This window comes from Chryseobacterium sp. SSA4.19 (assembly GCF_022601875.1).
In the GTDB taxonomy this organism is placed as follows: Bacteria; Bacteroidota; Bacteroidia; order Flavobacteriales; family Weeksellaceae; genus Chryseobacterium.
In genome coordinates this window covers 120,833-135,659 of the sequence record NZ_JAKVIP010000008.1, presented here as the reverse complement: position 1 = coordinate 135,659, position 14,827 = coordinate 120,833, and the positions used below count along the sequence as shown (strand labels likewise).

Below are 14,827 nucleotides of genomic sequence, written 5' to 3'. Positions count from 1 at the left end.
CGACAGAGGTTAAAGTTATATTAAACTTTGGTTTGGAACTGTTAATGAATGTTATGAAGATTATATATAAAATTAATAATTTTTTATCAGCAGCCAGCTGGAATATTTTACTGTAGTACTTCCGCCAAATTCTGTCCAGCTGATAAAATACCAGTAGGTTGCTGTATTGACGGCTCTTCCGGTAATTTTTCCGTCCCAAATGAATTTATTTGCCGGTGTGCCCCTGAAAACTTCCGCACCGTATCTGTCGAATATTCTGAATTCGATACGGTCATTATTCATTAATGTTGAATAATCGATGGTATCATTGTATCCGTCCATATTCGGAGTAATGGTGTTGATCAGATTAATAATGACAAAAGTTCTTACTATTTCGTCACATCTGTTTGTATCACGAACATGAATGGTGTGATTTCCTCTAGGGACATTCATGAATACATTTGAGTCCTGCCAGGTAGTTCCGTCCAAAGAATACTGATAAGGTGGAGTTCCTCCGCTAACGCCTATGGTTACACTATTACCATTGACTTCAATCATGGTAATGGCGGGAAGTACCGATTCAGTTACGGTTACCGTCTGTCTGTATGTACATCCCTGGAATGTTAAGTCAACCCAGTAGGTTCCTGCACTGACATTTGAAATAGAAGAGGTTGTTGCTCCTGTGCTCCAAAGATAACTGTCAAATCCGCTGTCTGCATTTAATGTTGTAAAAGCTTTCGGACAAATGATCTTATCCGTTAAAACAGGAGAATGTTTAGGGATTCTTATCGTAACGGTAATAGAAGCGACATTAGGACAGGCTCCCGGTTTTTCAAACCGGATATAAATGGTTTGTGTTCCCGTAGCGTTTATTGGATTCGCTATAGGAGCCGTATTGTTTTGTGCATCCGCTAGAGTAGGGTGGAAAGTTGCCGTTACCAAAGGATCAGCAGTATACTGACTGATGTATGACATCAAATCGGTTGATTTTATTCCGTCAAGGTCATTATCACATATGCTCATGGCATAGGCCGTTTTTATCAAAGGGATTTTTGCCCCAACGGTAAAAATAAGCGGTTTGATGACAGGCGGACATCCGTCCGGTGAATCTACCCTGATATAGATGGTTGTGTTTGCTGTATAGGTCCAGCTATTTGGCAGTGTATTGGTGTTTCCTGCATTAGCATCCAACAGACTTGCATAATACCTTACCCCTGTAAAATAAGAGGGATTGCTCAATACAATTGGCGTAATTGAGGATAAGTTCACATTTACAACACCATCTAAATTATCATCGCAGAACGATCCTGTATAATTATTAATAACTGTTGCAAAAGGATATACGTGAAGTGTGATTTGTGCAATACTCTTGCATCCGATATTGTTTTTTACGACTGCATATACAATGGTTCCGTTAGAGGCCGGATAAGCAGTCGATGTTCCTATGAGTGTTCCTGGAGTTTCGTTTTGAGCATTTAATAAAGAAGGATAATAGGTTATGGTCACTGGTGAACTGCCGGTAACATTCGCTGTGGTCAGATTAAATATGCCCTGCCCGGATCCGTTGTCGCAGGCATTCAATGTCGTATTATTAACGGGTAAAGTCTGGATGTTGATGCTTACCGTCACTGTTTCACAATCCGGGAAATCTGGGTTATTCCCGCAAAATGTATAGGTGAAAGTGTCGGTTCCTGCTGTTCCGGGATTGGTTGCGGTGTAGGTAATAACGCCTGTTGCTGCATTTATGGTTGCCGTGCCTGAAGATGGTGCCGTAAGAATAGCTACGGTTGAAGGAACGGGTGTTTGTGCAGATGTTGTAAATGCAGGAGGAATTGTTTTTGTAGTGCAGACATCATAGTTTGCTGTTGTCAATTTTGTACAGTTTAGTACTTTAAACTGTTCGGTTACCAATGGTGCACAGCTTCCCATGGTTACGGAACAGGTATAATATCCTGCTTGAGTAGGTGTAATGGATGAACCTGTGGCTCCGGTTATAATATTTCCGTTGACATACCATTGATAGGTGTCATAAATGATCGGGTCAACGGTAAGAATAATTCCCGGAATGCAGTCTCCGCCGGATTTCAAAATCACAGGTTGAGTAGGGAACCCTGCAAAAAAGCCTCCGTAGCCAACGGCATCACTTCCTGCGGTTATTCCTGCAGTAATGGCTTTGGAGGAGACAATTGTAATTGTTCCCGTTGTATTAGGAATACCGTACGTCACCCAGTTGTTAGTCCCGGTCATGTTAAAGGGACCTGTGGTTGCCGGCGGTGTAATTCCGTTCACGGTAACTGCCGCACCTCTTTCTGTAATCAGGTTCAGCTTTGTCGGAATGTTTAAAATTCCGCTCAGATTCCCGCCCGAATACACAAAATTCTCATTAATGAGACCAAGCTCATTGATTTGTTTAGGCAGGTAGCAGTTCAGAGCCGGTATAAAGTTAAAGCCGCCTGTAGCCATTTCATTTCCCGATGCATTGGAATCTCCTGCCAGAACCTGATAAATGTAAGCATTCTTGGAAGTTCTGATGTATAAATTGTAGTGACCGCTTCCCTGGAGCTGGTATTTACTGCCGGGAATCATAAAATACTGGCCGGTATTTAAAACAGCAACAGGTAAAATTTCATCATTAACGCGTATTTCTGTATTGTTCTCGGTGGCAATGACAAGGGCACCTTCCATATTTGAAGTCAGACTGCCGTTGCCTTTAACCAAAGCAAACTCATTTCCCAGTCTTTCCACCGGAACAGACTGGTCCATTAAAATATCAGATTTGTCTGGATAGTTTCCGGCATACTGACCGTTAAAGTTTCCGTTCGTTACATTCACAGGTTTATCGGCTGTGATTTTAGCTCCGATAAAACCGTCAAAGTTTCCGCTGTTGCTTCCCCTGCCATCGATAATGTATGACTGTCCTTTGTTCAAAGTGAAGGTCATGGTCGGTGTCGTAGCCCCTGTTGTTCCATTTGAAAACTGTACGGTAGGTTGATAACCTGATACAGTAACTGTAGTATTGTCCTCCGTAGCCAATACACTTGTCATAAAATTCAGAATCAAACTGTTTACCGTAATCGGAGCGGTGGCAACATGAAAATTTTTGCCGGTGGAAGGTATTCCTTTAGAAGTAATAATCTCGGCATGATTAAAAACGGAAAACCTCAGATTGGCATAAAAAGGAAATTCCGCTTTTAAATAAATTCCTTTTGTTGTAGGGGTGAAAAGATCCGTTTGCTGTGTAGTGATGATATATTCCCGTAAAATGTCAACCTTCTGAGGATTGCCTTTGCTGATATTTACCGTAGCAATTAAAACATTATTATTATAAATACTTACCGGAAAAGGAGTGGTACGGCTGGTGGAAAGATATACTTTCTGGTAAGGATTCGAATTTCCCGTACGGTCTATCATGGGAGCAAACCAATGCTCTCTGTCCAGCTGGGCAAATGCAGAGGTGAAAAAATAAAATATAAATAAAAAAGATAGAATTCTCTTCATTCAGATGTAGTATTTATTACAAATTTAATAATAAAAAGGATTAACTGCTTAAAAAATAAACAAAAAACCATGATTTCAAGATCATGGTTTTCAGTGGGTTATAAAATGTTATTCTATATTTTTTACCAGTACCCATCCAGAGTATTTTATCTGGGTCTGTGCTTTATTAGGTTCTGTCCATGTAATCTCATACCAGTATGTGGCAGTCGGGATTTTTTTACCATACATGGTCCCATCCCATCTGTACGCATTGTACTGGTTGGCCTGATGTACTTTATTTCCGTACCGGTCATAAATATTAAATACTAAATTTTTCTTATAAGCTAACTCAGAATAGTCGATATAATCATTTTTATTATCGCCATTAGGGGTTATGGCATTCAGCAGGTTGGGAACCGTAACGGTTACATCAATAGGTTCGCAGTTGTAAAAATCTTTTACGTAAATGCTGTTTTCACCCCTGGGAAGGTTCTCGAAAAAGTTTGAATCCTGCCAGTTTATACCATCCAGTGAATATTTATAAGGAGGAGTTCCTCCAATTACGGTTACCGTAATGGTATTGTTTTTAATCTCAAGATTTGAAATGACAGGCTGTACGGCAGGAATTACTTTTACATTCTGTCTGGTAAAGCATTCTCCGGTTTTAAGGTTGACCCAATATGTACCGATTCCTGCATTGATGGTCTGGGTTGTTTCACCGGTGTTCCATTCATAACCGTCAAATCCGGACCCTGCATCTAAAGTCGCTTTATTTTCGACACAGATAATTTTATCACTCAATACAGTAGAGTTTACGGGAGGAAGTACATTTAACGTAATTTCTGCAATGCTGAAACAGCCATTTGAATTGATTACTTTTACATATACTGTTGTATTTGAAGAAATATAATCTATCGGATTGATTTCATTGATTCCGCTGCTGAGGTCTGCAAGTGTAGCATAATATTTTTTTATCATTCCTGTCTGAGTGGTGAATCCTGATGTTTCAAGATTGAACATTGCCTTAGTGGGCTGCCCTTGAATATAACATGCTCTTATCGATACATTTTTTACAACAGGATTAGGGTCTACAATCAATGTCATGGTTACCTGTTCACAGCCGACTCCGGTAGCAGGATTGGCGCAGAAGTGATAAACCATCATATCGGTACCTGAAAATCCTGAGTTAGGGGTATAGGTAATAATTCCTGTTACAGCATCAATTGTTGCCGTTCCTTTGGTAGGCGGTACATCGATCTGTACGGTACTCAGAATCACCGGAACAGTATGATTGGTGAATTTAGGAATAATTGTTTTTTGAGCTTCACAGATGATTAAGCTTTTTGTAGTCTGTTCATAGCAGGATTCCACTATAAAAATGGGAGTGGTTGCAAAGCATCCGCCCATTCCCACTTGTACGGTATAATTTCCCGGTTGCATGGGTGTATAAGTATAGGTATTGGCTCCGGGAATAGGGGTATTGCCTAAGAACCACTGATAAGATTCAAAGCTGTCACCTGTTTCCAATACAGCTCCTGGAACACATTCCCCCGTTTTGCTGATTGCCGGGACGGAAGAAAAACCGGCGAAATATCCTCCATATCCCACTACACCGCTTCCTCCCGCAATTCCTGCCGTAACCGCTTTGGTAGAAATAATTGCAACATTTCCGGTAACTCCTGTAATGGAATAAGACTCCCAATCCAGCGTTCCTGATACATCATAAGGTCCCTGCGTTGCTGTTGGTGTTATTGGTGCTCCGCCATTAATGCTGTACGTTACAGCAGCTCCTTTTTCTGTTAAAATATTAAGCTTAATATTATTGGATGCCTGAGGAAGCATTTCTATCATCCCGATCTCATCAATTTTTCTCGGCAACAGACAGTTAAGAGGTGGAATATAATTAAACCCGATTGTTGCACTGGAAGTCGCTGTTCCGGCAAGAAGCTGGTATACATAAGCATTTTTGCTAGTTCTCACATACATATTATAATGACCGCTCCCCTGGTCAATATAATTGGTGTTGTTAGGCTCATTAACGCGATAGTGCTGTCCTTCATTAATGGTAGCAACAGAGATAGGGTTGTCATTGACAAATATCTGGGTATTATCTTCCGTAGCAACCACTAAAACATCTTCCGTTTTAGCGGCAATATTACCAAAGCCTTTTACGATAACAAATTCTTTTCCTAATCGGTCTATAGGAACAGACTGGTCCATTACGATATCTCCACCAGTTAGTCCTGTCCCGATATTATATTCACCCAGAAAATTTCCGTTGGTAATCGAAACGGGTTTGTCAGAAATTATTTTAGCACCGATAAAACCGGTTTGATTACCAGATTGATTTCCTCTTCCTTCAATAATATAAGATTTCCCTTTGTCAAGTGTAAAGGTTAAAGTCGGCGAAGCAGCTCCGGTTACTCCATTGGTGAACACAACGGCAGGTGAGTACCCTGAAACCGTAACGGTGGTGTTATCTTCTGTAGCCAGAATTCCTGTTGTAAAATTCATGCCTGAGCTACTATTGGTAATGGGAGCCACAACTGCATAAAATTTCTTTCCGATCCCTGCTTTTCCTTTGGATGTTAAAATTTCACCATGGGCAGGAACAACAAACCTGAAGGTTGCAAAAAAAGGTTTGGTGCCCTTAAGATAGAGCCCCTTGCTGCCGACAGTGAAAAGATCTGTACCGGTAGAGCCGATCATATCTGCTGCATTGATATCATAGACCTGCGGGTTTCCTTTGCTGATGGTTGAGGTTCCAAGCACGATACCGTTATTATAAATAGTAACGGTGAAAGGAGTGGTTGAATCCGTAGAAAGATATACCGCCTGTTTTGCCGTAGGAGATAGATTGGCAGCAGAAAAAGGAGCAAACCAATGTTCTGTATCCCTTTGGGCTGAAAGGGTAATAAAAGTAAGAGCAAATAAAAGGATAAAGTAAAGTTGTTTTTTCATGGTTGTGAAATTTAGCATTAACAAAAATAGAATTTTATTTCTTAAATTTTGTAAAAAACATAAGAAAAACACGATTGTAAAGCTGTATTTTCAATAATTTTTGTTAAATAATAATCATATCAGTGTTAACAAAAGATTTTTTCTATATAAATGAAGATACAGTTTAGTTTTAGGAATAGATGAGTTTATAAATTAAAACCACTGAAATTCTCTTCAGTGGTTTTTAATGTGACATTTTAATTTTATAAATGCTTAATTTATATTTTTTACCAGGATCCAGCCTGTATATTTAATCGGAGTTTTGTCTTTATTAGGTTCATTCCAGTTAATATGATACCAATAGGTTCCGGTTACTATTTTCTTGTCATAATGCTTACCGTCCCATTTGTAGTTGTTGAATTTATCTCCGGTAAATATCTTATTTCCGTATCTATCATAGATTACAAAAGTAAGGTTGTCTTTATAAGCCAACTCACTGTAGTCGATAAAATCATTTTTATTATCACCGTTTGGTGTGATGGCATTTAGGAGATTTGGTACTGTCACTTCTACAGAAACCGGTGTACAGTTGTATACATCTTTTACATAAAAAATATGCTGTCCTCTTGAAAGCCCTGTAAATACATTGGAATCCTGCCAGTTAGTTGGTGCATCCACGGCATACTGATAAGGTGCTTTTCCTCCCGTCACATGGACCGTTACCGTATTGTTGGAAATTTCAATTTCTGAAATTACAGGATCCTGCGCTTTATTAACATTTACCAATTGCTTTACAAAACATCCGCTGTCTTCCAGGATTACCCAATAGTTCCCTACTGTAGCGTCTTCCAATATCTGGGTTGTGGCACCTGTGCTCCATTCATAAGACTGGTATCCCGGCCCTGCATCAAGATTGGTTCTGCCGTCAATGCAGATGGTTTTATCGATCAGTACTGCTGATCTTTTCGGAGGGATCACCTTCAAGTTCACTTTAGCAATGGCATAACACTGGTTGCTGTTGAAAACCCTGATGTACACTGTTGTATTTCCTGAAATATAAGAATCGGCATTGACAATTGGATTGGTATTGTTGCTGGCATCTGCAAATGTAGGATAATACTTTTTAGTTACAGGAGTTTCCTGGGAAACATTAGCAATGGTCAGGTTGAATTTTGCTTTGGTTTCATCAGTCTCCAAGAAGCATTCGCTCAATGTCGCTTCGTAGACTACCGGAGCCGGCAGGAACTCCAAGGTGATTTTTGCAAAGCCCACACATCCTTCGCTAGTGGTTACTTTTACATAAACAAAACCTGCTGAAGAAAGATATTGTGTAGCATTGGTAATCGGGTTGATTGATGCATTAAGATCTGCCAGGGTATGATAGAATACTTTTACTACCGGATTATAATCTGTTACATTGGCTGTCGTAAGATCAAAGAATCCCTGTCCATTATATTGACAGGCTTTGATGGTTTTGTCCGTTAAGATAAAAGGAACAACATTTAAATTTAAAGTAACGTGTTCACAGTCAATAAATTCGGTGGCATTTCCGCAGAACTGATAGACAATAGTGTCAGGACCTGTATATCCTGTATTTGGAATATAGACAATCTGTCCCGTTGTAGGATTTACTGTCGCTGTGCCATGGGTAGGATAGGTGAGAATTGTTACGGTGCTTGCTACCGGTGTCTGAGTAGTTGTGAAAGAGAATGCCGGAGCAATGACTTTGGTGGCACATGCATTTAATGCAGCGGTAGTATTTCTTATACACGCAAATACTTTATAGATCGGAGTTGTAATCGGCGGGCATGTTCCCATAGATACCTTTACCGTATAATTCCCGGCCTGCGTAGGAGTGTATGTTGACTGTGTCGCTCCAGGAATAGCAATGCCGTTCAGAAACCACTGGTACCCCTCGTAGCTGTCATCCACTTCCAGTACGATTCCCGGAACACACTCTCCTGATTTTTTTGCAATAACAGGAATTGAGGAGAATCCTGCAAAATAACCTCCATATCCAACGGCTCCACTCCCTCCGGCAATACCTGCAGTTACAGCTTTGGTTGATGTAACAGTTATATTTCCTGATAATGCAGGAATAGAATATGATACCCATGCATTTGTTCCATTAACTGGGTAAGGTCCTTGTACTGTAGTTGGTGTAATTGGAGCTCCTCCATTAATGCTGTAATTTACAGTAGATCCGGCTTCAGTAAGAATATTTAATTTAATATCATTTGAACTTCCGTTAAGATCGTTTATTGCTGAAATTTCATCAATTTTTCTAGGTAAAAAACAGTTCAAAGGTGGGATATAGTTGTATCCCAGTGTTGCAATGCTTGTTGCAAGCCCTGCAAGAAGCTGATAAACATATACATTCTTTGAAGTCTTAATATACATGTTATAATGTCCGTTGCCTTGATCTATATAATTGGTATTGTTCGCAGGAGTTCCATTATTAGGTCCGTTTACTCTGTAAAATTGACCTTCGTTAAGTGTAGCTACTACTGGTCCCCCGTTAATCTGTACTTCAGTATTATTTTCTGTGGCAATAATAAGAGCGTCTTCCATTTTAGCGTCCACATTACCATTCCCTTTTACGACAACAAATTCGTTCCCTAACCTGTCTACAGGTACAGATTGATCCATAATAATATCCGAACTGCTACCGACAGGTCCCCAGGAAAACTGACCGTTGAAATTACCATTCGTTACAGAAATAGGTTTGTCTGCTTCAATCTTAGCACCAATAAAACCGGTTTGGTTTCCCGTTTGTGTTCCTTGGCCCTCGATAATGTACGATTGTCCTTTCTGTAAAGGAAAAGATATGGAAGGAGTAGTAGCCCCTGTATTTCCGTTAGAAAATACAACAGTAGAAGAATATCCTGAAACGGTAACGATGGTGTTGTTTTCAGTAGCTAAAATTCCTGTTGTGAAATTATAAAGGCTATTACCCCCTTCAGTAATGGGCGCATACGCTGCATAAAACTTTTTACCAAGACCGGCTTTTCCTTTAGATACCAAAATTTCACCGTGGCTGGTGATTGATAATCTTAGATTGGCATAGTAAGGCTTACTTCCTTTTGTGTAAATACCCTTTGCTATAGGTGTAAAAACATCACTCTGTGCCGTTGCAACAAGGTTTGCAGACGGCGGTAAACCCGGTGCCGGAGTAGTGGAAAGCAGATTGAATATTTTCGGGTTGCCCTTTACAAGATTTGTAACTGTACCAATTACGACATTATTATTATAGATTTCAACATCAAATGGTGTAGTGGAATCTGTAGAGAAGTATATTGACTGAGCGTGTGAGCTCATGCCTGCTCTTGACATCATGGGAGCAAACCAATGTTCGGTATCTCTCTGTGCAAAAAGAGTATTAATTGTTAAAAAAACCAATACTAAGCTAAGTAGAAATCTTTTCATATATTGATAATTATGATTTATACAAATTTAAAATAATATTTGAAATATTGTTAAATTAATGTTAATGAATTTCGTATTTTATTCACGATTCTTAACTAATTGCTGTGCTTAATAATATATAGGTCATTTATTTATCAAACTTTGATCATTTGAATAAATAAGTAATATATTCATGATAAAGAACAAAAAAATCCCGGTGAAAGTTTCACCGGGACTGATATTCGTATCTTTAAGGGATTAGATGCTTACTCGTACAAATCCTGTTACTTTAAGATCTCCGTTTATTGATTTTACATAGTCAGCAACTGACATGCTTCCGTCTTTAATGAAATCCTGGTGTACCAGAGTATTGTCTTTGTAGAATCTCTGCATTTTACCTTTAAGGATATTGTCGATGATGTTTGCAGGCTTACCTTCTTCAGTAAGTTTATGTCTTTCGATTTCTAATTCTTTATCAATCGTTTCCTGAGAAACAGCATTTTCGTCAAGAGCAATCGGGTTCATAGCAGCTACCTGCATAGAAACAGATTTAGCAGCTTCGTTAGCTCCTTCTACATTAGCAGAAAGTGCAGTGATCGCAGCAATTTTGTTTCCAGCGTGTATGTAAGCTCCAAGATAAGGGCCTTCAAGTCTTTCGAAAGCACCGATTTCAATTTTTTCACCGATAACACCTGTCTGCTCAACCAATTTTTCAGCAATAGTGATTCCGTGGAAATCTGTAGCTAAAAACTCTTCTTTAGTAGCAGCAAAGATCGCCATCTCAGCCAGTTCATAAGCTAACTCAATGAATGCTTCGTTTTTGGCAACGAAATCAGTTTCGCAGTTCAAAGAAATAACAGCACCTAATGTATTGTCTTCATTTACTCTTGCAATAACAACCCCTTCACTGGAGTCTCTGTCAGCTCTGTTAGCAGCTACTTTCTGTCCTTTTTTTCGAAGGATATCTACTGCTTTTTCGAAATCTCCTTCAGCCTCAACTAAAGCTTTTTTGCAGTCCATCATACCTGCACCCGTTTGGTTTCTCAATTTTGCTACGTCAGCAGCTACTGGTGTATAAGACATAATATGTATTATTTTATATTTAAGATTAGTATTAATTTTTAGCTTAATTTTAAAGCAGTGCAAAGATAATGATTTTAATGACAAACTAAAAACTGACTTTTTGCGTTATTTACATATTTAATAAAATTTTAAATGTTCATTTAATGAAAAAAATATTTTTCCTCCTGTTTATATGCATATTTACTTTGGGATTTTCACAAAAAAAGAAAAAAACAAAATCCAAAGCTATTGTAGAGAAGGAAACGGCTATTATCTATACGGAAAGTGATGCAGAAGCTACAGCCGAAGCCAGAATTGTAGCAGGATTTCTGAAACAGAATCCGGGGCATGCAAAAACAGACTATTTCAAGAGAAAGCTCATGCAGATTGTTATGGCCAACAACTCTCCTGAAGCTAAGCCGACAATAAAGCCCTTGAGTGAGAATAAGGTTAAGCAGCTGGTCTTAGATAACAGCCTTAATAAATCCAAAGCTTTGGCTTCTAATACAACAACAAAAAACGCTGTAATTCCGGACAGAACCGTAAATTATGCAAGTGTGGCACCAGCTTCGAGTAAAAAGGCAGCAGGACCAAGCGAACAGAATAAAAGAACTGCTGCAATGCTCACCCATCTTTTCAATAATGATCCGATGGATAAAGAAGCTTATATTAATATTAAAAACAGGTCAAAATGTAATCTGATAGTAAAAATTAACGGCAAGAAATATTATAACCTGGATGTTCCGGCCAATAGTCAAAACTTTCTGCTCGTAGAAAAAGGAGAATATATTCTGACGACCCTGGTTTGTGATGCTAAATATTCATCGTTAAAGAAAATCAGTAAGGATATTGAGATTGAATTAAACCTAAGCGAATAAAATACTGCAGAGATGTAAATAAAAACGGTTAAGAATTCTCTTAACCGTTTTTATTTGATTATCCTTTAAACTGTCCCATCGCAATGAATTTATCCTGTCTATGGGTTTCAAGTTCTTTTCCTGTGAATTTTGAAAAAGCTTTAATATTCTGTAAAATTGAAGCTTTCAAATTTAAATACGTTGTTTCGGGGTCATAATGTGCTCCTCCCAGAGGTTCTTCTACAATTCCGTCAATAAATTTCTCTCTTAAGGCATCTTTCGGAGTAAGATTTAATGCGTTGGCTGCATCTTCTTTATGATCCCAGTTTCTCCAGAGGATTGATGAGCAGCTTTCAGGCGCAATTACTGTATACCATGTATTTTCCAACATATATACTTTGTTTCCTACACCAATTCCCAGTGCTCCTCCGCTGGCCCCTTCACCGATGATGTAGGTAAAGATAGGTGTTTTAAGCATGGTCATTTCAAAAATATTTCTGGCAATGGCTTCGCCTTGTCCTCTTTCTTCTGCTTCCAGACCAGGATAAGCTCCCGGTGTATCTACTAAAGTGATTACAGGGATTCTGAATTTTTCAGCAAGCTTCATCAGCCTTAATGCTTTACGGTACCCTTCAGGATTGGGCATTCCGAATCTTCTGTGCTGCCTTTCTTTGGTCGTTCTTCCTTTCTGGGTTCCGATAATCATTACTTTCTGGCCATCAAGGGTTGCCAAACCGCCGATCATGGCAGGATCATCTGCGAAATTCCGGTCGCCGTGAAGTTCCAGGAAGCTTCCTTTATCCACCATTCCGTTGATATAGTCCAAGGTATAAGGACGATCCGGATGACGGGAAAGCTGGACTCTCTGCCAGGGAGTAAGATTTCCATAGATCTCTTTTTTCTTTTCTAAGATTTTATCCTCGATCTGGCTACATGCTAATTTTACATCAACACCACTTTCTTCTCCTACTAAAGAACACGTTTGGTATTGGTCCATTAATTCTTTTATAGGAAGTTCGAAACTTAAATATTCCATTCTTGAAGTAAATTAAATCTTTCAAATGTATGAAAAATTATGAAAATCTATTTAAAATTATTGATCGCATTGTGTATTCTGGAGATACTTTCCTCTTTACCAAGGATTTCCAGGATGTCGGGAACGTCCGGGCCTTTTAACTCTCCAACCAATGCCAAACGAAGCGGCATCATCACTTTACCCATTCCCAAGCCTTTGCCTTCCGCAAAATCATGAACCGTTTGTTTTAAATTATCAGAATTAAATTCAGCAGATTCAAGATTTGTAGCAAGTTCATCCAAAATAGCAGAAGTTTCGTCATTCCATGCTTTTTTAGAGGCTTTTTCATCATAAGAAACCGGTGCTTCAAAAAAGAATTTTCCGTTTTCATAAATATCTTTCGGAAAAGTAGCTCTTTCCTTCATCAGATGAATAATCTTGATCAGCTTTCCATCTCCTATCGCTAAATCTAAATCTGAACTTTTTAAAATCTGAAGCAGTTCTTCATCTGATATAAGCTGCAGGTATTGATGATTGAACCACTCTGCTTTTTCTTTGCTGAATCGTGCTCCTGCTTTGTGAACTTTATTTAAATCGAATTCTTTTGCCATTTCGTCCAGCGATAAAATTTCTTTATCATCCGCAGGTGACCAACCCAAAAGTGCTACCATATTAATGAAGGCTTCAGGAAGATAACCGCTCTCTCTGTAACCTTTTGAAATATTTCCTGTAGCAGGATCCGTAAAATCTAACGGGAAAACCGGGAATCCGAATTTATCACCATCTCTTTTGCTTAATTTTCCTTTTCCCTCAGGCTTTAAAATCAATGGAAGATGGGCAAACTGAGGTGCTTCCCAACCCATGGCTTCATATAATAGAGTATGTAAACCTAAAGACGGCAGCCATTCTTCTCCACGAATCACATGAGAAATTTCCATTTCATGGTCATCGATAATATTGGCGAAATGGTACGTTGGCATTCCGTCATTTTTTACCAGCACTTTATCGTCTAATGTGTTGGTATTTACGGAAGAATTTCCACGGATAATATCCACAAGATTTAACGTCCTGTCAACAGGCATTTTGAATCTTACCACATACGGAATGTTTTGATCAAGTAATTTCTGAACCTCATCCTCAGAAAGGGTAAGACTGTTTTTTAACCTATTTCTGGTTTTATTGTCATAGGAGAAAACATCGCCTTTGGCTTCATATTCAGCTCGGATTGCATCCAACTCTTCAGCGGTATCGAAAGCAATATATGCATAATCTGTTTTAAGAATTTTCTCTGTATATCTGTCGTAAATATCTCTTCTTTCAGATTGTCTGTATGGAGCGAATCTTCCCCCTTTTTTAGGGCTTTCATCGGCAATAATCCCGCACCATTCAAGGGCTTCTTCAATATATTCTTCTGCGCCTTCCACATATCTTGCGGTGTCGGTATCTTCTATTCTCAATATAAATTCCCCACCTTGGTTCTTCGCAAAAAGATAATCATATAATGCGGTTCTTACGCCTCCCAAATGTAAAGGTCCGGTAGGACTTGGAGCAAAACGAACTCTTACTTTCTCCATATCAATAAAATTTTGGTGCAAATTTACTTAAAATTATGTGTTTTAAGGAGGTTTAATGTTTTGGTTATTGGGTTTTTTGATTTGAATATTTACATTTGTACAAAATAATGAAAACTAATTATGTTAGAAATCGGAGAAAGACCTTGGGGGAAATATTTTGTCCTGGCAGATGAGCCGAATTATAAATTAAAAAGAATTGAGGTAGATCCGGGGCAGAAGCTGTCTTACCAATATCATCATAAGAGACAGGAACAATGGACGATCATCGAAGGGGACGCAACTGTTGTGCTGGATGACAAAGAAATTAACCTTGCGTACGGAGAAAGTATTTTTATTCCGTTAGGTGCAAAACACCGTATGATGAATCTTTCCGAAAAGCCTGTTGTTTTCATTGAAGTTCAGACGGGCACTTATTTTGGAGAGGATGATATTGTGAGATTGGACGATGAGTATAAAAGAAACTAATATTATTCATAAAATAATTTTGTAGATTAACTATTTTTAATTTAAGGATTTTA

The 14,827-nt window shown here is 38.7% G+C and carries 8 protein-coding genes; 2 read left to right on the top strand and 6 right to left on the bottom strand.

The window, feature by feature from the left end:
- Nucleotides 1–72 precede the first annotated feature (72 nt).
- From MKJ01_RS07635 to tsf, 4 genes are all read right to left on the bottom strand, one after another.
- A complete protein-coding gene (locus MKJ01_RS07635; RefSeq protein WP_241612983.1) occupies nt 73–3,477 on the bottom strand; it encodes a T9SS type B sorting domain-containing protein in 3,405 nt (1,134 codons plus the stop codon).
- Nucleotides 3,478–3,585: 108 nt separating this feature from the next.
- Nucleotides 3,586–6,417 (bottom strand): T9SS type B sorting domain-containing protein, encoded by a 2,832-nt coding sequence (locus MKJ01_RS07630; RefSeq protein ID WP_241612984.1) that lies wholly within the window; start codon nt 6,415–6,417, stop codon nt 3,586–3,588.
- 252 nt (nt 6,418–6,669) lie between these two features.
- Nucleotides 6,670–9,822, bottom strand: a complete 3,153-nt coding sequence (locus tag MKJ01_RS07625) for a gliding motility-associated C-terminal domain-containing protein (protein WP_241612985.1) — start codon at nt 9,820–9,822, stop codon at nt 6,670–6,672.
- Between the two features lie 237 nt (nt 9,823–10,059).
- Entirely contained in the window at nt 10,060–10,884 is an 825-nt protein-coding gene (gene tsf / locus MKJ01_RS07620) for a translation elongation factor Ts (RefSeq protein WP_241612986.1), read from the bottom strand.
- A 143-nt stretch (nt 10,885–11,027) separates the two neighbouring features.
- Between tsf and MKJ01_RS07615 the strand changes: the two genes are divergently transcribed.
- Nucleotides 11,028–11,741, top strand: coding sequence for a DUF6759 domain-containing protein (locus MKJ01_RS07615; RefSeq protein ID WP_241612987.1), 714 nt, complete (start codon nt 11,028–11,030; stop codon nt 11,739–11,741).
- A gap of 58 nt (nt 11,742–11,799) precedes the next feature.
- Here MKJ01_RS07615 and MKJ01_RS07610 read toward each other — a convergent pair whose 3' ends face one another.
- Both MKJ01_RS07610 and gltX read right to left on the bottom strand, forming a co-directional pair.
- Entirely contained in the window at nt 11,800–12,756 is a 957-nt protein-coding gene (locus tag MKJ01_RS07610) for an acetyl-CoA carboxylase carboxyltransferase subunit alpha (RefSeq protein WP_241612988.1), read from the bottom strand.
- A gap of 47 nt (nt 12,757–12,803) precedes the next feature.
- Nucleotides 12,804–14,309, bottom strand: coding sequence for a glutamate--tRNA ligase (gene gltX, locus MKJ01_RS07605; protein ID WP_241612989.1), 1,506 nt, complete (start codon nt 14,307–14,309; stop codon nt 12,804–12,806).
- A 120-nt stretch (nt 14,310–14,429) separates the two neighbouring features.
- Here gltX and MKJ01_RS07600 point away from each other — a divergent pair, with 120 nt between their 5' ends.
- Entirely contained in the window at nt 14,430–14,774 is a 345-nt protein-coding gene (locus MKJ01_RS07600) for a phosphomannose isomerase type II C-terminal cupin domain (protein WP_241612991.1), read from the top strand.
- Nucleotides 14,775–14,827 lie beyond the last annotated feature (53 nt).

Bases quoted from the DNA above. Each gene is read 5' to 3' on its own strand.
- tsf (WP_241612986.1), bottom strand. From the start codon at position 10,884: ATGTCTTATACACCAGTAGCTGCTGACGTAGCAAAATTGAGAAACCAA.
- MKJ01_RS07635 (WP_241612983.1), bottom strand. From the start codon at position 3,477: ATGAAGAGAATTCTATCTTTTTTATTTATATTTTATTTTTTCACCTCT.
- MKJ01_RS07610 (WP_241612988.1), bottom strand. From the start codon at position 12,756: ATGGAATATTTAAGTTTCGAACTTCCTATAAAAGAATTAATGGACCAA.
- MKJ01_RS07600 (WP_241612991.1), top strand. From the start codon at position 14,430: ATGTTAGAAATCGGAGAAAGACCTTGGGGGAAATATTTTGTCCTGGCA.
- MKJ01_RS07615 (WP_241612987.1), top strand. From the start codon at position 11,028: ATGAAAAAAATATTTTTCCTCCTGTTTATATGCATATTTACTTTGGGA.
- MKJ01_RS07630 (WP_241612984.1), bottom strand. From the start codon at position 6,417: ATGAAAAAACAACTTTACTTTATCCTTTTATTTGCTCTTACTTTTATT.
- MKJ01_RS07625 (WP_241612985.1), bottom strand. From the start codon at position 9,822: ATGAAAAGATTTCTACTTAGCTTAGTATTGGTTTTTTTAACAATTAAT.
- gltX (WP_241612989.1), bottom strand. From the start codon at position 14,309: ATGGAGAAAGTAAGAGTTCGTTTTGCTCCAAGTCCTACCGGACCTTTA.